A 21,541-nucleotide genomic window follows, 5' to 3' on the forward strand; every position below is an offset into this window, starting at 1 on the left:
CGGTCGCGGCGATCGGCGCGACCGCGCTGGTCTTCGAGATGCTGACCGAGGAGCAGGCGCTGCGGGTGCGGCCGGGGCTGCTGGACGACGCGGAGGCGCTGGAGCGGGCGCTGGGCTGGGAGGCGTCCGGCTGGCCGGATTTCGCGATGTATTATCCGATCTTCGCGGCGGCCGAGGGGGCCGCGATCTTCGGCGGGGCGCTGCCGCGCGATGAGGTGCGGCGGGCGGTCTCCGAGGGGGCGGCGGCCGTGTTCGGCGGCGCGGCGGGGCTGTTCGGGCTGGACGGGGCGCTGACCGAGACCGAGCAGGCCGACCGCGAGGCCGGGCAGATGGTCGCCCATTGCGATGCGCTGCCCGAGGCGATGCTGGGCGGCATGGTCGAGGCGCAGCGGCTGCGCGATGCAGGCCTGGCCCGGGCCGTGGTGGCGGCGCTGGCCGAGACCGGCGGGCCGGTGGCGGTGATCACCGGCAACGGGCATGCGCGGCTGGACTGGGGCCTTGCGCGGGCGCTGGCGCGGGCGGCGCCGGAGGTGTCGGTGATCTCGGTCGGGCAGTTCGAGGAGGCCGCGCCGGAGGCGCCGCCCTTCGACTACTGGCTGGTGACCGAGGCGGCGGAGCGAGACGATCCCTGTGCCGGGTTCTCGGCGGAGTAGGCCGGCGGCGCTGGCCGTTGCCCCCTGGGGCGTGGCAGCCTAGAACGGGGGCGCGGCGGTTCAGAGGGCGGCACATGCTGGCGGGCAAGCGGATACTCCTGATCATCGGCGGCGGCATCGCGGCCTTCAAGGCGCTGGACCTGATCCGACGGCTGCGCGAGCGCGGCGCGACGGTGACCCCGGTGCTGACGCGGGCGGGCGAGGAGTTCGTCACGCCGCTCTCGGCCTCGGCGCTGGCGGCGCGCAAGGTCTATCGCGACCTGTTCGACCTGACCGACGAGGCGGAGATGGGCCATATCGAGCTGTCGCGCGACGCGGACCTCGTGGTCGTGGCGCCCTGTACCGCCGACCTGATGGCGAAGATGGCGGGCGGGCATGCGGACGACCTGGCCTCGACCCTGCTGATGGCGACCGACAAGCGGGTGCTGATCGCGCCGGCGATGAACGTGCGGATGTGGGAGCATCCGGCGACGCGGCGGAACCTTGCAACGCTGCGGGGCGACGGGATTCTCGTGGCCGGGCCGAACGACGGGAACATGGCCTGCGGCGAATACGGGCCGGGGCGGATGGCCGAGCCGATGGAGATCGTGGGGGCCGTGGAGGCGGCGCTGATGGACGGGCCGCTGAAGGGGCGGCACGTGCTGGTGACCTCCGGTCCCACGCATGAGCCCATCGACCCGGTGCGCTATATCGCGAACCGCTCGTCGGGGGCGCAGGGCACCGCCATCGCGCGGGCGCTGGCGGCGCTGGGGGCGCGCGTGACCTTCGTGACCGGGCCGGCGGAGGTGGCGCCTCCGCAGGGTGTCGAGGTGGTGCGGGTCGAGACGGCGCGGGAGATGCTGGCGGCGGTCGAGGCCGCTCTTCCGGCCGATGCGGCCGTCTTCGCGGCGGCTGTGGCGGACTGGCGCATGGCCGAGGACGTGGCGCAAAAGATGAAGAAGGAGGCGGGCGGCGTGCCCACGCTGCGGTTTGCCGAGAACCCGGATATTCTGGCGACCGTGGCGGCGATGGGCGACGGGCGGCCGGGGCTGGTCGTGGGCTTTGCCGCGGAGACCGAGAGGGTGGTCGAGCATGCGACGGCGAAGCGGGCGCGGAAGGGCTGCGACTGGATCGTCGCCAACGACGTCTCGCCCGCGACGGGGATCATGGGCGGGGCGGAGAACGCCGTGGTGCTGATCACCGGCGCGGGCGCCGAGGACTGGCCGCGGATGACCAAGGACCAGGTGGCCGGGCGGCTGGCGGCGCGCATCGCGGCGGCGCTGGGCTGAGTCTTTCTGCCTCCGGCGGGAGTATTTTTTCCAAGATGAAGCTGCGGGGCGCGGGTGGCTTTGCGTATTTGGAACGAGAAGAAGCAGGGGGCTGCGCGATGCGGGCCGGAGCCCCTGTCTGGCGGGTGAAGGAGCGGGCGCATGGGCGAGCCGGTGCTGAAGGTGATGCGCGAGGACTGGGCGGACCCGGAGGTGCCGCTGCCGTCCTACGAGAGCGCGGGCGCGGCGGGGGCGGATCTGCGGGCGAACCTGCCCCTCGACGATCGCGCCGGGCTGGTGCTGGCGCCGGGGGCGCGGGCGCTGGTGCCGACGGGGCTGCGGCTGGAGATCCCCGACGGGTTCGAGGTGCAGATCCGGGCGCGGTCGGGGCTGGCCTTTCGGCACGGCGTCGGGTTGCCGAACGCGCCGGGGACGATCGATTCCGACTATCGCGGGCCGCTGGGGGTGCTGCTGGTGAACTGGGGCGCGGAGCCCTTCACCGTGGTCCATGGCGAGCGTGTGGCGCAGATGGTGGTGGCGCCGGTGGTGCGGGCGCGGTTCGAGGCGGTCGCGGCGCTGGGCGACACGGTGCGCGGCGCGGGCGGCTTCGGCTCCACCGGGCGCGGGTGAGGGGGCGCGGCTGATGGTCTGGTTTCTGGTCCTTGCCGCGGGACTGTGGTTTCTGGGCTGGTTCCTAGGGGCGCCCGCCAGCGCGCGCTGGATGATGATCGGGCTGTTATACGTCGCGGTGCTGGCGCTGCTGGTGATCTTTCCCGAAGGCTCGCCGCTGCAGCGGTCGCTGGGCGGATCGCTGGGCGAATGGCTGGTGCTGGGGGCGCTGGCGCTGGTCGTCTTCGGCTATGGCCGCATCGTGGGCCGGCTGAAGGCGAAGGCCGCCGGGCGCGCGCCCGCGGCGCCGGCCGGGGCCTATGCGCCGGGCGAGGTGGAGCGCTATGCCCGCCACATCATGCTGCGCGAGATCGGCGGGCCGGGGCAGAAGGCGCTGAAACAGGCGAAGGTTCTCGTGGTGGGCGCCGGCGGGCTGGGCTCGCCTGCGCTGATGTACCTGGCGGCGGCGGGTGTCGGGCGGATCGGGGTGATCGACGCGGATGTCGTCGAGGCGACCAACCTGCAGCGCCAGATCGCCCATGCCGACGCGCGGATCGGGATGCCCAAGGTGTTTTCCGCCGAGGCGGCGATGCGGGCGCTGAACCCCTATGTCGACGTCCGGCCCTATCACCGGCGGATGGAGGAGGGGATCGCGCGCGAGCTGGTGGCCGACTACGACCTGGTGCTGGACGGGACGGACAATTTCGCCACGCGCTACCTGGTGAACCGGGCCTGCGTGGCCGCCGGCGTGCCGCTGATCTCGGGCGCGCTGACGCAGTGGGAGGGGCAGCTGAGCCTGTTCGACCCGGCACAGGGCACGCCCTGCTACGAATGCGTCTTCCCCGAGGCGCCGGCGCCGGAGCTGGTGCCGTCCTGCGCCGAGGCCGGCGTGCTGGGGCCGCTGCCCGGCGTGGTGGGGGCGATGATGGCGGCCGAGGCGGTGAAGGAGATCGCCGGCGCGGGGCAGGGGCTGGGCGGCCGGATGCTGATCTTCGACGCGCTCTGGGGCGAGAGCCGGGTGATCGGGCTGAAGCGGCGCGCGGGCTGCCCGGTCTGCGGCGGCTGACGCGCGCGCGCGCCCCGTTTCCTTGGGGCCTCATGTGGGCTAGGTTGCGCCGCAGCCAACCTGACAGGAGCCCCGCGCGATGACCAACCCGTTGCTGGAAAGCTGGGACACGGACTTCGAGATGCCGCCCTTCGACCGGATCGAGGACGGGCATTTCGAAGAGGCGTTCGAGACGACGATGGCCGAGGCGCGGGCCGAGATCGCGCGGATCGCGGAGAATGCGGAGGCGCCGACCTTCGCCAACACGATCGAGGCGCTGGAGCGGGCGGACGACCGGCTGGGCCGCGTGCTGGCGGTGTTCTTCGCGCTGGCGGGTGCGGACAGCAACGACGCGCGGCAGGCGCTGCAGCGGCAGTTCTCGCCGAAGCTGGCGCAGTACGGCTCCGAGATCATGATGAACCCCGAGCTCTTCGCGCGGATCGAGACTCTGTGGGGGCAGCGCGACGATCTGGGGCTGAGCGACGAGCAGGCGCGGCTGCTGTTTCTGACGCGGCGGAGCTTCGTGCGGGCGGGCGCGCAGCTGGAAGGCGTGGCGCGCGACCGGCTGAAGCAGGTCAAGGAGCGGCTGGCGGTGCTGGGCACGCAGTTCACCCAGAACCTGCTGGCGGACGAGCGCGGCTGGTACATGGAGCTGGACGAGGCGGAGCTGGAGGGGCTGCCGGAGTTCGTCGTGGCCTCGGCCCGCGCGGCGGGGGCGGAGAAGGGCGGCGACAAGCCCGTCATCACCCTGTCGCGGTCGCTGATCACGCCGTTCCTGCAATTCTCGCCGCGGCGCGATCTGCGCGAGCGGGCGTTCCGCGCCTGGACCGGCCGGGGCGCGAACGGGGGCGAGACGGACAACCGCGAGATCGCCGCCGAGATCCTCGATCTGCGCGAGGAGCGGGCGCAGCTTCTGGGCTATGACAGCTTTGCCGAGTACAAGCTGGAAACCGAGATGGCGAAGACGCCGGAGGCGGTGCGCGATCTGTTGATGAAGGTGTGGGAGCCGGCGCGGACGCGGGCCGAGGAGGACGCCGTGCGGCTGTCGGCGATGATGCATGCCGACGGGGTGAATGGCGAGCTGGAGCCGTGGGACTGGCGCTACTACTCCGAGAAGCGGCGCAAGGAAGAGCACGACCTCGACGAGACCGAGCTGAAGCCGTACCTGCAGCTGGAGCGGATGATCGAGGCGGCCTTTGCCTGCGCGAACCGGCTGTTCGGGCTGGAGTTCCGCGAGGCGGACCTGCCGAAGTACCATCCCGACGTGCGGACCTGGGAGGTGACGCGGGACGGGAAACACATGGGGGTCTTCGTCGCCGACTACTTCGCGCGCGGGTCCAAACGGTCGGGCGCGTGGTGCAGCGCGATGCGGGCGCAGCAGAAGCTGGCGGGCGACATCCGGCCCATCGTCGTCAACGTGTGCAACTTCGCCAAGCCGGAGGCCGGAAAGCCCGCGCTTTTGTCCTATGACGACGCGCGCACGCTGTTTCACGAGTTCGGCCACGCGCTGCACCAGATGCTGTCGGACGTGACCTATGAATCGATCTCCGGAACATCCGTGGCGCGCGATTTCGTGGAATTGCCCAGCCAGCTCTACGAGCACTGGCTGGAGGTGCCCGAGGTGCTGGGCGAATTCGCGACCCATGCCGAGACGGGCGAGCCGATGCCCAAGGAGATGCTCGACAAGGTGATCGCCGCGGCGACCTACGACATGGGGTTCCAGACGGTGGAATACGTCGCCTCGGCGCTGGTCGACCTGGAGTTCCACGACGGCGAGGCGCCGGAAGACCCGATGGCGCGGCAGGCCGAGATCCTCGACGGCATCGGCATGCCCCACGCCATCGCGATGCGCCACGCCACGCCGCATTTCGCGCATGTCTTCTCGGGCGACGGCTATTCCAGCGGGTATTACAGCTACATGTGGTCCGAAGTGATGGATGCCGACGCCTTCGAGGCGTTCGAAGAGGCCGGCGCCTTCGACGCCGAGACCGCGAAGAAGCTGGAGGACTACATCCTCTCGGCCGGCGGGACCGAAGAGGCCGACGAGCTCTACAAGAAGTTCCGCGGCCGGCTGCCGGGGGTCGAGGCGCTCTTGAAGGGCCGGGGGCTGTCGGACGCGGCGTGAGCGCGACACGCAGACGTGAAGGGGGCCGGGGCCGACAGGGGCCGGCCCGGCGCTAACCTCCTAGATGTGGCGTTTCGCCGCAGAAAAGGGAGGATGGTCATGTTTGCAAGAGTTTACGCCGCCGCCGCGCTGGTCGCGCTGGGCACGACGGCCGCCGCGCAGGACGCCCCGTTCGGGAGCGACACGGATCAGGATTATGCCGCGGACCTGTGGGCCGCGATGGAGGAGGACGGGCTGATCGGGCCGGATGCGCCGGTGATCTTCCCCTATGCGGGGACCGAGCCGCACGGGTTCCAGCTCTCCACCCTCTACACCACCGCGACGGTGGACGGGCACGAGGGCGTGCTGGTCATCAAGAACAACTACGGCCCCTCCGGCGTCTCCGCGGACGAGGTGGTGACCGACCCCCAGGGGCACCTCGCCGCCGTCACCGTGATGTTCAAGCGCGCCGAAGGCTATGACGACGAGACCGGCAACTGGTTCTACGCCAAGTATCTCAAGGACGGCGCGCTCGACCGGAACCCCGCCGGGATGGCGCTGGCCGGGCTGGTGGGCAAGAACGCCGATGCCGGCTGTATCGCCTGCCACCAGAACGCGGGGGGCGGCGATTACCTGTTCACCACCGATGCCGACCTGTCCGAGACGCTGACGATGGCCGACTGATCCGCGCCGAGGCGCCGCCGCCGGGAACCGCCGGCCGCTCCCGTGGGTTCGGGGGGAGACCCCGAGACACGGAGCGCGCCGACATGGCGGATCGAGACGACCTGTGGACCTTTGAGCGGCGGTTATCGCCGCGACGGTGGCAGCGGATGGCGCATGGCCGCGCACCGGCAGCGGCCGGTGGCGCCGTCCTGACCGGCCGGGCGCGTCATCGGGTCTGGGCGGGCCGGCGCCTGGGGTCTTCCGGGTGCGGCTTTACCCCTACCGGATCCTTGTGGATCATCACGTCGGCCTGCGGATAGGCGCTCAGGATCGCCCGGCGCAGCGCGGCGCCGATGGCGTGCGCCTCGTCCAGCGTCTGCGCCCCGTCCAGCTCGATATGCAGGTTCACGAAGACGACCGAGCCGGAAATCCGCGTCTTCAGGTCGTGGAAGCCCAGCACGCCGGGGAAATCGCGGGCGATGGTCTCGATCCCCTCGATCATCTCGGGCGGGGCCGAGCGGTCCATCAGCGCGTCCCACGCGCCCTTGCCGATCCGCACCGCGCCGACGGCCAGCATCGCCGCCGCGCCCAGCGCGACGATGCTGTCGACCTGCCCCAGCCCCAGCGTCGCCGAGGCCCAGAGCGCCAGGATCGCGCCGATGCCGGGGATCAGGTCGCCCAGATAGTGCAGCTGATCGGCGGCCACCACCTTGTTGCCGGTGGCGCGGATCACCCGCCGCTGCCACAGCACCAGCCCGCTGGTCAGCGCGATCGACAGCACCATCACGACGATGCCGCGCCCCTCGGCCGTGATCGGCGAGGGCGGGCCGGAGACCAGCCGGAACACCGCGCCGCCGGCGATGGCCGCGGCCGAGGCGAGGATGACGACCGACTGGCCCAGCGCGGCGAGATCCTCGGCCGAGGCATGGCCGAAGGCGTGGTCCTCGTCCGGCGGCCGTGCGGCATAGGCGATGGCGGCCAGCCCGCCGACCGAGACCATCAGGTCCAGCGCGCTGTCGGCGAGGCTGGCGGCGATGGACAGCGACTGCGTGGCCGACAGCGCCCAGAGCTTGGCCAGCACCAGCACCAGCGCGACCGAGGCCGATAACAGCCCCGCCGACAGGTTCAGCCCGTGCTTGCGATTCCCGCTCATGGGCAGGGAAATGGCAGAACCGCGGGGCAAGGCCAAGCCGGAGCTTCGGCCTCAGCCGCCCTCCTCCAGCGGCCGGGCGCCCGCGATCACCGTCGAGAACCCCGCGCCATCGGCGAGGATCGCCTGCACGCAGCCGCGCGCGCCGTAGCTGTCGCAATAGGTTCCGTGCCGGCCGATCAGGATCAGCGGCTGGCCGCCGTACTCGGTCACCCGCCAGGTGCCGCCGGTCCAGGTCCGCGCGATCTCGCCGTTCAGCACGAAGACCAGCCGGCTGCCGCCGGAGCCGTGCCAGAGCGAGTAGGTGGCCGAGCACATGATGCGGTTGAAGTCGATGACCAGGTCGTTCGGCGGGCCGTCGCCGTCCAGATCGGTCCAGGTCATCGCGCCCGTTTCCATCTCCAGCCGCGGCTTCGGCCCGCCCGCGGCGGCCTCGGCGGCGCATTCGGCGCGGGCCTCGTCCAGCACCGCGGCGATGGCGGGCGCGGTCTCGTCCACCTCCTGCGCGGCGAGCGGGGTGGCGAGAAGGGCGAGCGTCAGCGCGAGACCCAGGGCGAGACTTGGTGACAGGCGGATCATTTCTTCGCTCCGATGCGCGGTTCGGTGCCGTCGAGGATGCGGCGGATGTTCTCGGCGTGCTTGATGAAGATCAGCACCGACATCACGGCGACCACGGCCGCCACGTGCCAGTGCTGGAAGACCAGCGCATAGATCGGCGCCGCCACCGCCGCCACAAGCGCCGAGAGCGACGACATCCGCAGCGCAAGCGCCACCGCGAGCCAGGTCGCGCAGGCCAGAAGCCCCATCGGCCAGTTGAGCGCGATCAGCGTGCCCAGGAAGGTCGCCACGCCCTTGCCGCCGCGAAACCCGCCGAAGCAGGACCACAGATGCCCCGCCATCGCGAAGAGCGCCGCAATGCCGGCCGCGTCCTCGCCCACCAGCCAGCGCGCCAGCAGCACCGCGGCGGCGCCCTTGCCGGCGTCGCCCAGCAGCGTCAGCAGGGCGGCCGGCTTGTGGCCGGTGCGCAGCACGTTGGTCGCGCCGATATTGCCCGAACCGATGCTGCGCAGGTCGCCGAGCCGGAACAGCTTTGCCATCAGCAGGCCGAAGGACACCGAGCCCAGCAGGTAGGCAAGGCCGGCGGTCAGCAGCAGCAGGTACATGGGCGAGGCTCCTCCTTGGTCGCCGCGCATCCTGTCGGGAAACGCGGGCCGGGAAAAGGGGGGAAGGGGCGCGGCGCCGTCCGCCACGATCTTCCAGAAGATCGTGGCGGGCAAAATCTTCTAGAAGATTTTGACGCGGCAGGATTTTCTGGAAAATCCTGCTACCTGCGCGCCCGCTTGGCCAATTCCAGCACCGAGGGCCCCAGCCCCTCGACGATGATCTCGACGCCCGCCGCGTTGGGGTGGATGCCGTCGGCCTGCATCACACTGGCCGGGTCGCCCTCGCCCACCGCGTCGCGCAGGGGCGCCAGGAAAGTCGGCCCCAGCAGCGCGTCGTAGTCCTCGGCCAGCTCGGGATAGATCGCGTCGAAGGCGCGCTGGTAGTCCGGCCCGTAATTCCCCGGCGCCGCGATCCCGAACAAGAGCGCCTCGACCCCGGCCTCGCCGGCCGCGTCCAGGATGCCCGCGAGGTTCTGCCGCGTCACCGCCGGGTCGATGCCGCGCAGCATGTCGTTGGCGCCCAGCGCCACGATCAGCCCGTCGACGTCGTCGGTCAGCGTCCAGTCCACGCGCGCCAGCCCGCCGGCCGTGGTGTCGCCCGACACGCCGGCATTGCGGAGCTCCACCTCTGCACCGCGGTCGTCCAGCCACGCCTGCATCGTGGGCACGAAGCCCTCGCCCTCGGCCAGCCCGTAGCCGGCGGTCAGGCTGTCGCCCAGCGCGGCGATCACCACCGGCTGTGCCGCCGCAGCACCGGTTCCGATCAACAGCCCGAGGGCAAGGTTGCGAAGCCCCCGAACCGCCCCATATCCGACGGAACGCAACCGCAGGAGCCCGCCCATGACCGCCCCCGTCGCCACGCTGTCCGACGCCCGCCTGTCGCTTGCGGGCAATGCGGGGCGGGTGGATATCCTGAAGGGCATCAGCCTGAAGATCGCGCGCGGGGAAACCCTGGGGCTGGTCGGTCCGTCCGGTAGCGGCAAGTCGTCTCTCCTCATGCTTCTGGGCGGGCTGGAGCGCGCCACCGGCGGCACCGTCGAGGTGCTGGGCCGGGACCTGACGGCGATGGGCGAGGACGCGCTGGCCCGGTTCCGTCGCAATCATATGGGGGTGGTCTTCCAGTCCTTCCACCTGATTCCGACGATGACCGCGCTGGAAAACGTGGCCACGCCGCTGGAACTGGCCGGCGTGGCGGATGCCTTCGACCGGGCGGCGGCGGAGCTCGACGCGATGGGCCTCGGCCCCCGATCCGGGCACTATCCCTCGCAGCTGTCGGGCGGCGAGCAGCAGCGCGTGGCGCTGGCCCGCGCCGCCGCGCCGCGCCCCGACATCCTCTTGGCCGACGAGCCTACCGGCAACCTCGACGGCACCACCGGCGCCGCGATCATGGACCTGCTGTTCGGCCTGCGCGACCGCCACGGCGCGACGCTGGTGCTGGTGACGCACGCCCCCGACCTCGCGGCGCGCTGCGACCGGGTGATCGAGCTGGTCGACGGTACGCTCGCGCCGCGCGCCAAGGCCGCCGAATGAGCGTCCGGAACGCCGCCCGCATCGCCCGGCGCGAGCTGCGCGGCGGCCTGTCTGGCTTTCGCGTCTTCCTCGCCTGCCTCGCCCTCGGCGTCGCCGCCATCGCCGCCGTCGGCAGCGTGCGCGAGTCGCTGGACCAGGGCCTGGCCCGCGACGCCGCCGTGATCCTCGGCGGCGACGCCGAGATCGAGCTGACCTACCGCTTCGCCTCCGACGCCGAGCGCGCGTGGATGGAGGAGATCTCCGACGCCGTCTCCGAGACGGTGGATTTCCGATCCATGGCCGTCGTGCCGCGCGGCGACGGGGCCGAGCGCGGGCTGACCCAGCTGCGCGGCGTCGACGGGGCCTATCCGCTCTACGGCGCGGTCGGGCTGGAGCCGGCGATACCGCTGGCGGAGGCGTTCGACGGGACGCCGGAGCACCCCGGCGCCGTGATGGACCCGGTGCTGATCGCGCGGCTGGGGCTGGAGACCGGCGACACCTTCCGCCTCGGCGAGAAGACCTTCGTGCTGACGGCCGCCCTGACGCGCGAGCCCGACACTTCGGCGGGCGGCTTCACGCTGGGCCCGCGCACGCTGGTCCGGCTGGCCGACCTCGACGGCACCGGCCTGATCCAGCCCGGCACGCTCTACGAGAGCGAATACCGCCTCGCGCTGCCCCCCGGCGCCGACCTCGCCGCGCTGGAGCGGCAGGCGAACGCGGCGCTGGAGGGGGCCGGGCATCGCTGGTCCGACACCCGCAACGCCGCGCCGGGCACGTCGGAGTTCATCGACCGTCTGGCGAGCTTCCTGGTGCTGGTGGGCCTCGCCGGGCTGGCCGTGGGCGGCGTCGGCGTCTCGGCGGCGGTGCGCGCCTATCTGGAGCGCAAGACCGGCGTGATCGCCACGCTGAAGACGCTGGGGGCCGAAACCCGCACGATCTTCCTCGCCTACGCCTTTCAGATCGCCGCGCTGACGGCGGTGGGGATCGTGCTGGGCCTGGCGCTGGGCGCCGCGCTGCCGCTGGCCTTCCGCCCGCTGATCGAGGCGCAGTTGCCGATCCCGGCGGTGTACGGTGTCCATCCCGGCCCGCTGCTGGAGGCGGCGCTCTACGGCCTGCTGGCGGCGGCGCTGTTCACCCTGTGGCCGCTGGCGCGGACCGAACAGGTGCGCGCCGCCACGCTCTACCGCGACGGGGCACAGGCCGGGGCGGGCTGGCCGCGTTGGCCGCATGTCGCCGCCACGCTGGCGATCCTCGTCGGACTCGTCGCTTCGGCGGCGGTGCTGTCGGGGCTGGCGCGGCTGACGCTCTGGTCCGCCGCCGGCATCCTCGCCGCCTTCCTGTCCTTGCTGGCCGTCGCCTGGGCCACCCGCCGCATCGCCCGCCGGCTGGCGCGGGCGCGCGTCGTGCGCGGCCGGTCGTCGCTGCGCATGGCGCTGGGCTCCGCCGGCGGGCCGGGGAGCGAGGCGGGATCGGTCGTGCTGTCGCTGGGCCTCGGGCTGACGGTGCTGGCGGCCGTCGGACAGATCGATTCCAACCTGCGCGGCGCGATCACCCGCGACCTGCCCGAGGTGGCGCCGAGCTACTTCGTCGTCGACATCCAGACCGACCAGCTGCAGGGCTTCCGCGACACCGCCACCGGCGACCCCGGCGTGACCCGCGTCGAGACGGCGCCGATGCTGCGCGGCGTCATCACCCGGATCAACGGGCGGCCGGCCTCGGAGGTCTCGGACCACTGGACCCTGCGCGGCGACCGCGGCATCACCTATTCCGCCGACCCGCCGACGGGCGCCGAGGTGACGGCGGGGGCGTGGTGGCCCGAGGGCTACACCGGCCCGCCGCAGATCAGCTTCGCCGCCGAGGAGGCCGCCGAGATCGGCCTGTCGCTGGGCGACGAACTGACCGTCAACGTGCTGGGCCGCGACATCACCGGCGAGATCACCAGCTTCCGCAACGTGGATTTCTCCAATGCCGGTATGGGCTTCATCCTGTCGATGAACCCGGCCGCGCTGCGCGGCGCGCCGCACAGCCATATCGCGACGATCTACGCCGACCGCGCGGCCGAGGCGCGGCTGCTGCGCGAGATCGGCGGGGCCTGGCCCAACATCACGATGATCTCCGTGCGCAGCGCCATCGACCGGGTGTCCGAGATCCTCGCGGGCATCGCGGCGGCCACGACCTATGGCGCGCTGGCGACGCTGTTCACTGGCTTCATCGTGCTGATCGGTGCGGCGGCGGCGGGCGAGCGGGCGCGGACCTACGAGGCGGCGATCCTGAAGACGCTGGGCGCGACGCGGGGCGCGGTGCTGGCCAACTTCGCGCTGCGCAGCGCGATCTTCGGGCTGGCGGCGGGGCTGGTGGCGATCGTCGCCGGCGGGCTCGCGGGCTGGGCCGTGACCACCTTCGTGATGGAGACCGAGTTCTACTTCGAGCCGGTCTCGGCCATCGCCATCGTCGCCGGCGGGGTGGGGGTCACGCTGCTGGCGGGGCTGGCCTTTGCCTGGCGCCCGCTGGCCACGCGACCCGCGAGGGTGCTGCGCGCGCGCGAATGACCGGGCGCCGGATCGTTGCAAACGATCCGCTCCGTTTTCTTTTCAAGAAAACGGCGACGGGCGGTCAGGACAGCGCGGGCAGGGCCGTGGTCTCGACCAGGAAGCGCTCGGACAAGGGCAGGCTCGCCGCGCCGATCGCCCGGGCCGCCGCGCCCATGGTGCCGGGGCGCACCTCCGGCCGCCTGAGGCCCGCCAGGTTCACCCGGTCCAGCCCCCGGTCGACCGCCGCCACCAGCCGGGCGCGCAGCTCTTCGGTGATCCACCCGTCGATCATCACCACCGGCAGGTCCAGCACCGCCACGGCCGAGGCGCAGGCATAGGCGATTCCCGGCGCCGCCGCGTCCAGCCAGTCCGCCAGCACCGCCTCGTCCGCCGTCAGCGCCTCGGGCCCGGCCCACAGCCCGTCCGCATCGTGCCCCGCCGCGACCAGCGCCGATTCCAGCCCCGACAGGCTCGCCACTTCGATCAGCTGCATCGGCCGTCCCGCCGGCCCCGGCACCGGGATCGAGCCCAGCGCGCCGGCATTGCCGCTGTGGCCGGAATAGAGCCGGTGGTTCAGCACCACGCCGCCGCCGATGAAATAGCCCAGGTAGAAATGCAGAAAGCTGCCCTGCTCGACCGCCGGGCCAAAGACCAGCTCCGCCCCGCAGGCCGCCGTGGCGTCGTTCTGCAGGAACACCGGCAGCCCGCAGCGCTCGGCGATGCCGGCGCGGATGTCCTCGCTGCGCCAGGCGTCCATGACCGCCTGCGGCGCCCCCAGCGCCTCGGCCCAGTCCCATAACAGGTAGGGCATCGCGATGCCCATGCCCGTGACCCGGCCGCGCCTGTCGCGGGGCAGCCCGTCGCGCAGGGCGGTCGCCGTCTCCTGCGCGAATCGCATCACCGCGTCGGGCGTGGGATAGTCATGCGTGCGCCGCCGCCGCTCCAGCACCGTGCCGGTGAAGTCGATCAGCACCATCTCCAGCGACCGGCGCCCGACGTTCAGCCCCAGGAAATACGCCCCGTCCGGCGCCAGCGCCATCGGCACCGAAGGCTGCCCCACGCGCCCGCGCACCGGCGTGCCGCGCAGCAACAGCCCGTCCGCCTCCAGCCCGCGCATGATCACCGACACGGTCTGCGCCGACAGCCCCGTCGCCCGCGCGATGTCGGCCTTGGCCGTCGGGCCGCGCTGGCGGATCAGGGTCAGGACCAGCCGCTCGTTATGCGCGCGCATCCCCGCCTGGTTCGATCCGCGGATCGCCGGGTCGTCGACGCTTGCCGCCTGACTGCGATACCATTCCTGCACACCGTGTCTCCCGCGTGTCCCCCGGGGAGTCTTTCCCCTGGGTCCGGTCGGAGTCAATAAATAAATCTACATGATTTATTTATTGACAGCCAAGCCCGGATTCGCTCTTATGTCGGTACGGCGCCGGGGTTCGGCACCGTTCAAGTTGCATCATGCACCTTAGGGAGGAACAAATGAAGAAGCTTATCGCGGGCACCGCGCTCGGCCTCATGGCCACCGCCGGCACCGCCGCCGCGCAGGACGTCTCGGCCTGCCTGATCACCAAGACCGACACCAACCCGTTCTTCGTGAAGATGCGCGAGGGCGCGTCGGCCAAGGCCGAGGAGCTGGGCATCGAGCTGAACAGCTATGCCGGCAAGGTCGACGGCGACAACGAGACCCAGGTGGCGGCCATCGAGACCTGCATCGCCAACGGCGTCGACGGCATCCTGCTGACGCCGTCGGACACCTCGGCCATCGTGCCGGTGGTCGAGCAGGCGCGCGACGCCGGCATCCTGGTGATCGCGCTGGACACCCCGCTCGACCCGATCGACGCCGCCGACATGACCTTCGCCACCGACAACTTCCGGGCGGGCGAGCTGATCGGCGAATGGGCCGCCGCCAAGCTGGGCGACGCCGCCGCCGACGCCAAGATCGCGATGCTGGATCTCGGCATCAGCCAGCCCACCGTCGGCGTGCTGCGCGACCAGGGCTTCCTGACCGGCTTCGGCATCGACCCGATGGACACCTCGATGTGGGGCGACGAGGAGGATCCACGGATCATCTGCAACGAGGTCACCGCCGGCAACCAGGAAGGCGGCCGCACGGCGATGGAGAACTGCCTGGCGCAGGATCCGTTCATCAACCTCGTCTACACCATCAACGAGCCCGCCGCCGCCGGCGCCTACGAGGCGCTGAAGGCGCTGGGCCGCGAGGACGAGGTGATGATCGTGTCCATCGACGGCGGCTGCCCGGGCGTGCAGAACGTGGCCGAGGGCGTGATCGGCGCCACCTCGCAGCAATACCCGCTGCGGATGGCCGCGCTGGGCATCGAGGCGATCGCCGAGTTCGCCGAGAGCGGCGCCACGCCCGAGGCGACCGAGGGCAAGGACTTCTACGACACCGGCGTCGCGCTGGTCACCGACGATCCCGTCGAGGGCGTCGACTCGATCTCGGTCGAGAAAGGGCTGGAGCTCTGCTGGGGCTGACCGCCCGCTGAGACCCGGAGGGCGCGCGCGCCCCGCGCGCCCTCCCCCCGCGAAGCGCGGCGACGAATCGCGCGCCGTCTGTCATCATCCGACACATCCACCGCGGCACGGACCCGATGGAAGGGAGGATCACGCATGTCACCACAAGATAGCAGCAGCGACAGCTACGAATCGTCGCTGTCGGGCGCGTCCAGCGACGTCGCCTCGTTCGAGGACCATCACAAGGGGTTCGTCGGCCGGTTCCACGACCTGCTTCACGGCACCCCGGCGCTGGTGCCGCTGATCGTGCTGGTCGCCGCCGTCCTGATCTTCGGGCTGGTGCTGGGCAGCAACTTCTTCTCGCCCTTCGCGCTGACCCTGATCCTGCAGCAGGTGCAGATCGTCGGCGTGCTGGCCGCGGCGCAGAGCCTGATCATCCTGACCGCCGGCATCGACCTGTCGGTCGGCGCGCTGGCGGTGCTGACCTCGGTCGTCATGGGGCAGTTCACCTTCCGCTACGGCATTCCGCCGTTCCTCGCGGTGCTCTGCGGGCTGGCCATCGGCACCGGCGTGGGCGCCGCCAACGGCTGGCTCGTCAGCAAGGTCAAGCTGCCGCCCTTCATCGTGACGCTGGGGATGTGGCAGATCGTGCTGGCCGCCAACTATCTCTATTCCAAGAACGAGACGATCCGCGCCCAGGAGATCGAGCAGCAGGCGCCGTTCCTGCAGCTGATGGGCACGACGCTGAAGCTCGGCGGCGCGACCTTCACGCTCGGCGTGATCATGATGGTGGTCCTGGTCTTCGCGCTGGCCTACGCGCTGCGCTCCACCGCCTGGGGCCGGCACGTCTATGCCGTGGGCGACGATGCCGAGGCGGCGCAGCTCGCCGGCGTGAACCGGCACCGCACGCTGATGTCCGTCTACATGCTGGTGGGCTTCATCTGCGGCCTTGCCGGCTGGGTGATGATCGGCCGCTTCGGCTCGGTCTCGCCCTCGGCCACCACCGGGGTCATCGGCAACATCCAGTCGATCACCGCCGTGGTCATCGGGGGCATCTCGCTGTTCGGCGGGCGCGGCTCGATCCTCGGCGCCTTCTTCGGCGCGCTGATCGTCGGCGTGTTCGAGCTGGGGCTTCGCATGGCCGGGGCCAACCCGCAATGGACCTACCTGCTGATCGGTGTGCTGATCATCGCCGCCGTGACCGTGGACCAGTGGATCCGGAAGGTGTCGGCATGACCCGGCGGACCCAACCCCTCCCGGCGGGCCGCGCGCCGGCCGGGCGGGCGCCCATCACAAAGGAACGGCAGGCTGCGGGGCTGCCCGCGGCCGGAACCCTGATCGGAAAGGTGTCGGCATGACGACGGAACCCATTCTCAAGGGCCGCGGGCTGGTCAAGCGCTACGGCCGTGTCACCGCGCTCGACCGCTGCGACTTCGAGCTCTACCCGGGCGAGATCCTCGCGGTGATCGGCGATAACGGGGCGGGCAAGTCCACCCTGATCAAGGCGATCTCCGGCGCCGTGGTGCCGGAGGAGGGCGAGATCTACCTCGACGGCCAGCAGGTGCTTTTCCAGTCGCCGATCGAGGCGCGCGCGGCGGGGATCGAGACGGTCTACCAGACGCTCGCGATGTCGCCGGCGCTGTCCATCGCGGACAACATGTTCATGGGGCGCGAGCTGCGCAAGCCGGGCGTCATGGGCAAGGTGTTCAAGAAGCTCGACCGCCCGGCGATGGAGAAATTCGCGCGCCAGAAGCTGTCGGAGCTGGGCCTGATGACGATCCAGAACATCCGCCAGCCGGTCGAGACTTTGTCGGGCGGCCAGCGCCAGGGCGTGGCGGTGGCGCGCGCGGCGGCGTTCGGGTCGAAGGTGATCATCCTCGACGAGCCGACGGCGGCGCTGGGGGTGAAGGAATCGCGGCGTGTTCTGGAGCTGATCCAGGACGTCAAGGCGCGCGGCATCCCGATCATCCTGATCAGCCACAACATGCCGCATGTCTTCGAGGTCGCCGACCGCATCCACATCCACCGCCTGGGCCGCCGCCTGACGGTCATCAAGCCGGGCGACTACGCGATGTCCGACGCCGTCGCCTTCATGACCGGCGCCAAGGAACCGGAGAAGGAAGCGGCCTGAGTCCCGGCGAAGGCGGAGCGAGGAGCCGCGCGAGGGCCGACGCGCGCGGCGGCGCTCCGACCTCCGAACGGCGCACTTAATGGCTGCCAAGTCCGGGCGACCTCGGAACTCCGCGATAACGTCGACCAAAGCGCCGCCGCTCTGGGGCGCGTCTCTCGGGCATTTCGCTGGCGAAATACCCTGCCGACAGGCGATTGCTGTGCAATCGCCGAGAGGCGGCGCTCGCGCGGCGGCCTTCGGCCTTGTTCCGCGCGGGGCACCGTTCGGACCGCCTGAGCGACGCCATCTAGACGGGGGTCGAGCACGCCCGCCGTCCCGTCGCTACCCCCCGCTGCTTCTTCTCGTTAAAAATACGCCGGGGGGTCCGGGGGGCTGGCCCCCCGGTTCCGCCCGCGGTCCAGGCGCACCGTCCGACAAGCGCTCTCACCCCATCCAGATCGGGTTCGACCACGCCCGCCGTCCCGCCGCGTCGATCACCGTCACGCGGATCCACGGCGACGCCGCGAACGGGTGCAGCGGCATCCGCGCCCGGGTCATCGACAGGCCGTGCACCGCCTTCGCCGTATTCCCCGCCGCCTGCACGATCATCGACACGACCGCGGAGCTTTCCACCACGATCTCATCGTCCTCCAGCACGATGTTGTGCAATTCCGGCCCCTGGCTGGAATAGAACGTGCCCGCCTTCAGCGCCTCCATCAGCGCATCGGGGTCGTTCTCGGCCGCCTTCACCATGACCCAGCCGCCGAAATGGTCCGGCTCGGTGAAATGCGCGTCGTCGGTGGCGATCAGGTCCAGCCGCCGGCCCTCGGCCAGCAGCATCTCCAGCACGTGGAACCCGTCGGGCCGGTCGGCGCCCATGGCGCAGCCGTGGTTATAGGCCTCGACCGAATGCGCCGCCGCCAGCGAGCGGGCGTCGTCCAGCGTCAGCCCCGACCATTGCGGATGCGCAATGGACACATAGGCCCCGGCCCCGGCCGCCCGCGCGGCCAGCTCGGGCCCCGTCTCCTGGTCGTCGGCGGCGGAGAACTCCTGCGTCGCCGCGGGCGCGAAGTCCTCCGGCAGGCCGACCGCCAGGATATGCCACAGCTCGCCGTTGGCCTGCGCGCCGGAATGCAGCTCCGCCCCCGGGATCGTGGTGAAGCCGGGGGTCCGGTAGGCGCTGGTATCGGCGATGGGAAAGCCGAAGCGGCCCAGGAAATGCTCGGTCAGCGACAGAAAGTCATAGCCCTCGTCGCGATAGCGGCGGCAGACCTCGGCGGGCTCCAGCGCCCCGTCCGACAGGGTGGAATGGGTGTGCAGGTTGCCGCGGTAGAACCGCCCCGGCGTGCTGAAGAAATCGGTCATGTCGCTGTCTCCCGGCCTGTCCCGTGCCTGATACGCGCGCAGTCTGACAGCTTCGTGACGGGGCTGCCAGAGCCGGGCGCGCGGTGGATTAACGCTTTGTTATAAAACGCAAAACGTTTCGCGCGCGAAACATTCGCCGCCCCGCCGGCGACCTGGCCGGCGGCTAGCCGGCTTCCACCGAATAGGGTGCCGCGAACCAGTATTCCTCCAGGTTCGGCGTCTCGCCGATCCGGTCGATCACCGCGAACAGCCCGTTTCCCGCCAGCGGCGTCAGCACCCCGTGCCAGGTGTTCCGAAGCAGATTTATCCCCTGTCCCGGCGCCGTCAGGAACGCCCGCGGCGCCCCCGGCACGCCGCCCGCATCCGGCGCCACGATCACCAGGAACGGCTCGGGGTCCATCGGCACGAAGGCCTGGCTGCCGTCCGGGTGCCGCTCCACCATCTCCAGCCGGTAGGGCAGGGCCCGAAGCTCGGCGCGAAACACCGAGAGGCCGGCCCGCCCGCCGGGTCCGAAATCCAGCCGCGCCAGGTCGTGGAACCGCCCGCAAAGCCCCTGGTTGATCACCTTGTCCGGGTCGCCCGCCGCCTCCAGCACGTCGCCGAACGACGCGAAGGCCGCCGCCGTCAGCGGCTCGGTCCGCAGGATCACGTCAGCGGCCCCAGCGACGGATGCCGGTTCACGTCCTTGTAGAGCAGGTAGCGGAACGGCGCGTCGCCGGTGGCGATGCAGGCCTGCGGGCAGAAGGCGCGCAGCCAGATGAAATCGCCCGGGCCGACCTCGACCCAGTCCTGGTTCAAGAGATACCGCGCCGTGCCCTGCAGCACGTAAAGCCCGTGCTCCATCACATGCGTCTCGGCGAAGGGAATCCGCCCGCCGGGCCGGAAGGTCACGATGTTGACGTGGAAGTCGTAGGCCAGGTCCAGCGGGTCCAGGAACCGCTGCGTGCCCCAGGCCTCGCCGCAATCCGGCATCGGCGCGACGGGCACCTCCGCTTCGTGGGTGATCAGCGGCTCGGGGAGCGAGACGCCCTCGGCCGGGACGAAGCGCTTGCGGATCCAGTGAAAGCCGCAGGGCTCGTCATGGGGGTTCCAGATCTGCCAGGGCGCCCCCGCCGGCAGGTAGACGAACGAGCCGGGCACCAGCTCGTGCCGCTCGGCTCCCAGCGACAGACGCGCGCGGCCTTTCGCGACGAACAGCACCGCCTGCGCCTCGCGGTCGGGCTCGGGCGCGGCGCTGCCGCCGCCGGGGAACAGCTCCACGGCGTATTGCGCGAATGTCTCGGCAAAGCCGGTCATGGGCCGCGCGAAGATCCAGGCGCGGTGCTTCTGCCAGGTCGGGAAATAGCTGGTGACGATGTCGCGATGGGTGATGGCGGGCATCACCGCGTAGGCCGGGGTAAAGACCGCCGCGCCGTCGGCATCCATTGTCTGGTCCGGCAGGCCGCCGGACGGAAAGGCGTAGCTCACGCCAGTAGCTCCTTCAGTCGCAGTTCCGCGATGCGCTCCACCTGCCGGCACGCCTCGGCGAACTCTGTCTCGCGGTCGTTCCCGACCCGGCGTTCGAAGGCGGCGAGGATCCCGGCCTTGTCGTGGTCGCGCACCGCGATGATGAACGGGAATCCGTGCTTGGAGGTATAGGCGTCGTTGAGCCGCGTAAAGGTCTCGCGCTCCGCGTCGGTCAGCGCGTCGAGCCCGGCGCTCGCCTGCTCGGCGGTGCTGTCCGCCGTCAGCCGTTTCGCGGCGGCCAGTTTGCCGGCGAGGTCTGGGTGGGCGTTCAGCACCTCCAGCCGCGCGTCGTCCGAGGCGCTGCGGAACGCGCGGCAGAGCGCGTTGTGCAGCCCCGCCGCGGTGTCGTGCGCCGGGCCGAGCTCCAGCTTGTAGGCGCGTTCCGCGATCCAGGGCGAATGCTCGAAGATGCCGCCGTAGAGCTCCACGAAGCGGTCCTGCGACATCCGCGAGGGCCGTTCGAAGCGCTGCGGCGGGTGGGTCTCGGCCCAGTGCCGGGCGATGTCGATGCGGCGCGGGGTCCAGACGCCCTCGAACCCGGCGATATAGTCGAGGAACCGTCTCAGCCCGGCGATCTTGCCGGGGCGGCCGATCAGCCGGCAATGCAGGCCGACGGACATCATCTTGGGGCTTTCGGCCCCCTCGGCATAGAGCGTGTCGAAGGCGTCCTTCAGGTACTGGTAGAAATCCTCGCCCGTCACCCAGCCGGGCGAGACGGCGAAGCGCATGTCGTTGGCCTCCAGCGTGTAGGGGATGATCAGCTGGTCGTGCTCGCCGATCTCCAGCCAGTAGGGCAGGTCGTCGTCATAGGTGTCGGAGACATAGGCGAACCCGCCCTCCTCGGCCACGAGCCGCACCGTGTTCTCGGAGCACCGCCCGGTGTACCAGCCGAGCGGGCGCTCGCCCACGACCTCGGTATGCAGCCGCACGGCCTCGGCGATGGCGTCGCGCTCCTCGCGCTCGCCCATGTCCTTGTGCTCGACCCATTTCAGCCCGTGGCTGGCGATCTCCCAGCCCGCGTCCTTCATGGCCTTCACTTGCTCGGGCGAGCGCGCTAGCGCCGTGGCGACGCCGTAGATCGTCAGCGGCACGCCCATCCCGGTGAACAGCCGATGCAGCCGCCAGAACCCGGCCCGCGCGCCGTATTCGTAGATCGACTCCATGTTCCAGTGCCGCTGCCCCGGCCATTGCGCCGCGCCCGCAATATCCGACAGGAACGCCTCGGAGGCGGCATCGCCGTGCAGGATGTTGTTCTCGCCGCCCTCCTCGTAGTTCAGCACGAACTGCACGGCGATCCGCGCGCCGCCGGGCCAGTCCGCCTGCGGCGGGGCGGCGCCGTAGCCGATCATGTTCCTGGGGTAGCGCGGGGCCATGGGCGATCTCCTGTCCGGGTTCGCCCAAGTCATAGGCGTTCGCC

The 21,541-nt window shown here is 71.1% G+C and carries 20 protein-coding genes; 11 read left to right on the forward strand and 9 right to left on the reverse strand.

Annotation, left to right across the window (positions count from 1 at the left end):
* The 6 genes from P1J78_RS14615 to P1J78_RS14640 form a co-directional block, all read left to right on the forward strand.
* Positions 1–653: ChaN family lipoprotein (locus P1J78_RS14615; RefSeq protein WP_275568115.1), on the forward strand; the 653-nt coding region annotated here is incomplete at its 5' end.
* Between the two features lie 74 nt (positions 654–727).
* Positions 728–1,921 carry a bifunctional phosphopantothenoylcysteine decarboxylase/phosphopantothenate--cysteine ligase CoaBC gene (coaBC, locus tag P1J78_RS14620; RefSeq protein WP_275568116.1) on the forward strand — a complete coding sequence of 398 codons (1,194 nt, stop codon included), beginning with the start codon at positions 728–730 and terminating at the stop codon, positions 1,919–1,921.
* 141 nt (positions 1,922–2,062) lie between these two features.
* A complete protein-coding gene (dut, locus tag P1J78_RS14625; protein ID WP_275568117.1) occupies positions 2,063–2,530 on the forward strand; it encodes a dUTP diphosphatase in 468 nt (155 codons plus the stop codon).
* Positions 2,531–2,543: 13 nt separating this feature from the next.
* Positions 2,544–3,575: a HesA/MoeB/ThiF family protein gene (locus P1J78_RS14630; protein ID WP_275568118.1), complete on the forward strand. Its 1,032-nt coding sequence runs from the start codon at positions 2,544–2,546 to the stop codon at positions 3,573–3,575.
* A 79-nt stretch (positions 3,576–3,654) separates the two neighbouring features.
* The gene (locus P1J78_RS14635) at positions 3,655–5,679 is read left to right on the forward strand and encodes a M3 family metallopeptidase (protein ID WP_275568119.1); all 2,025 of its coding nucleotides are present in this window, start codon (positions 3,655–3,657) and stop codon (positions 5,677–5,679) included.
* A 99-nt stretch (positions 5,680–5,778) separates the two neighbouring features.
* Complete coding sequence (locus P1J78_RS14640) at positions 5,779–6,342, forward strand: cytochrome P460 family protein (RefSeq protein ID WP_275568120.1); 564 nt, start codon at positions 5,779–5,781, stop codon at positions 6,340–6,342.
* A 205-nt stretch (positions 6,343–6,547) separates the two neighbouring features.
* Here P1J78_RS14640 and P1J78_RS14645 read toward each other — a convergent pair whose 3' ends face one another.
* The 4 genes from P1J78_RS14645 to P1J78_RS14660 form a co-directional block, all read right to left on the reverse strand.
* Positions 6,548–7,474: a cation diffusion facilitator family transporter gene (locus P1J78_RS14645; RefSeq protein ID WP_275568121.1), complete on the reverse strand. Its 927-nt coding sequence runs from the start codon at positions 7,472–7,474 to the stop codon at positions 6,548–6,550.
* A 51-nt stretch (positions 7,475–7,525) separates the two neighbouring features.
* On the reverse strand, positions 7,526–8,050 hold the full coding sequence (locus P1J78_RS14650; RefSeq protein WP_275568122.1) for a hypothetical protein: 525 nt from the start codon (positions 8,048–8,050) through the stop codon (positions 7,526–7,528).
* A complete protein-coding gene (plsY, locus tag P1J78_RS14655) occupies positions 8,047–8,664 on the reverse strand; it encodes a glycerol-3-phosphate 1-O-acyltransferase PlsY (RefSeq protein WP_374213295.1) in 618 nt (205 codons plus the stop codon). The genes P1J78_RS14650 and plsY overlap by 4 nt, the downstream gene beginning before the upstream one ends.
* A gap of 131 nt (positions 8,665–8,795) precedes the next feature.
* Positions 8,796–9,476 carry an arylesterase gene (locus P1J78_RS14660; protein WP_275568124.1) on the reverse strand — a complete coding sequence of 227 codons (681 nt, stop codon included), beginning with the start codon at positions 9,474–9,476 and terminating at the stop codon, positions 8,796–8,798.
* On the opposite strand from P1J78_RS14660, the gene P1J78_RS14665 reads away from it, so the two are divergent.
* The gene (locus P1J78_RS14665; RefSeq protein WP_275568125.1) at positions 9,475–10,164 is read left to right on the forward strand and encodes an ABC transporter ATP-binding protein; all 690 of its coding nucleotides are present in this window, start codon (positions 9,475–9,477) and stop codon (positions 10,162–10,164) included. The two genes, P1J78_RS14660 and P1J78_RS14665, sit on opposite strands and share 2 nt — an antisense overlap.
* Positions 10,161–12,692 carry an ABC transporter permease gene (locus P1J78_RS14670; protein WP_275568126.1) on the forward strand — a complete coding sequence of 844 codons (2,532 nt, stop codon included), beginning with the start codon at positions 10,161–10,163 and terminating at the stop codon, positions 12,690–12,692. The genes P1J78_RS14665 and P1J78_RS14670 overlap by 4 nt, the downstream gene beginning before the upstream one ends.
* Positions 12,693–12,756: 64 nt before the next feature.
* On the opposite strand, the gene P1J78_RS14675 is transcribed toward P1J78_RS14670, so the two are convergent.
* Positions 12,757–13,977 (reverse strand): ROK family transcriptional regulator, encoded by a 1,221-nt coding sequence (locus P1J78_RS14675; protein WP_374213296.1) that lies wholly within the window; start codon positions 13,975–13,977, stop codon positions 12,757–12,759.
* 173 nt (positions 13,978–14,150) lie between these two features.
* Here P1J78_RS14675 and P1J78_RS14680 point away from each other — a divergent pair, with 173 nt between their 5' ends.
* From P1J78_RS14680 to P1J78_RS14690, 3 genes are all read left to right on the forward strand, one after another.
* Positions 14,151–15,164: a sugar ABC transporter substrate-binding protein gene (locus P1J78_RS14680; RefSeq protein ID WP_275568127.1), complete on the forward strand. Its 1,014-nt coding sequence runs from the start codon at positions 14,151–14,153 to the stop codon at positions 15,162–15,164.
* A gap of 135 nt (positions 15,165–15,299) precedes the next feature.
* A complete protein-coding gene (locus P1J78_RS14685; RefSeq protein ID WP_275568128.1) occupies positions 15,300–16,379 on the forward strand; it encodes an ABC transporter permease in 1,080 nt (359 codons plus the stop codon).
* Positions 16,380–16,497: 118 nt separating this feature from the next.
* Positions 16,498–17,274 (forward strand): ATP-binding cassette domain-containing protein, encoded by a 777-nt coding sequence (locus tag P1J78_RS14690; protein WP_275568129.1) that lies wholly within the window; start codon positions 16,498–16,500, stop codon positions 17,272–17,274.
* A gap of 423 nt (positions 17,275–17,697) precedes the next feature.
* Here P1J78_RS14690 and P1J78_RS14695 read toward each other — a convergent pair whose 3' ends face one another.
* From P1J78_RS14695 to puuE, 4 genes are all read right to left on the reverse strand, one after another.
* Entirely contained in the window at positions 17,698–18,618 is a 921-nt protein-coding gene (locus tag P1J78_RS14695; protein WP_275568130.1) for a PHP domain-containing protein, read from the reverse strand.
* A 163-nt stretch (positions 18,619–18,781) separates the two neighbouring features.
* Positions 18,782–19,267 carry an ureidoglycolate lyase gene (locus tag P1J78_RS14700; RefSeq protein ID WP_275568131.1) on the reverse strand — a complete coding sequence of 162 codons (486 nt, stop codon included), beginning with the start codon at positions 19,265–19,267 and terminating at the stop codon, positions 18,782–18,784.
* Positions 19,264–20,085, reverse strand: coding sequence for a bifunctional allantoicase/(S)-ureidoglycine aminohydrolase (locus P1J78_RS14705; RefSeq protein ID WP_275568132.1), 822 nt, complete (start codon positions 20,083–20,085; stop codon positions 19,264–19,266). Before P1J78_RS14705 ends, P1J78_RS14700 begins: the two co-directional genes overlap by 4 nt.
* Positions 20,082–21,497 (reverse strand): allantoinase PuuE, encoded by a 1,416-nt coding sequence (puuE, locus tag P1J78_RS14710; RefSeq protein ID WP_275568133.1) that lies wholly within the window; start codon positions 21,495–21,497, stop codon positions 20,082–20,084. The genes P1J78_RS14705 and puuE overlap by 4 nt, the downstream gene beginning before the upstream one ends.
* Positions 21,498–21,541 lie beyond the last annotated feature (44 nt).

Source organism: Psychromarinibacter sediminicola, from assembly GCF_029168335.1.
GTDB lineage: Bacteria > Pseudomonadota > Alphaproteobacteria > Rhodobacterales > Rhodobacteraceae > Psychromarinibacter > Psychromarinibacter sediminicola.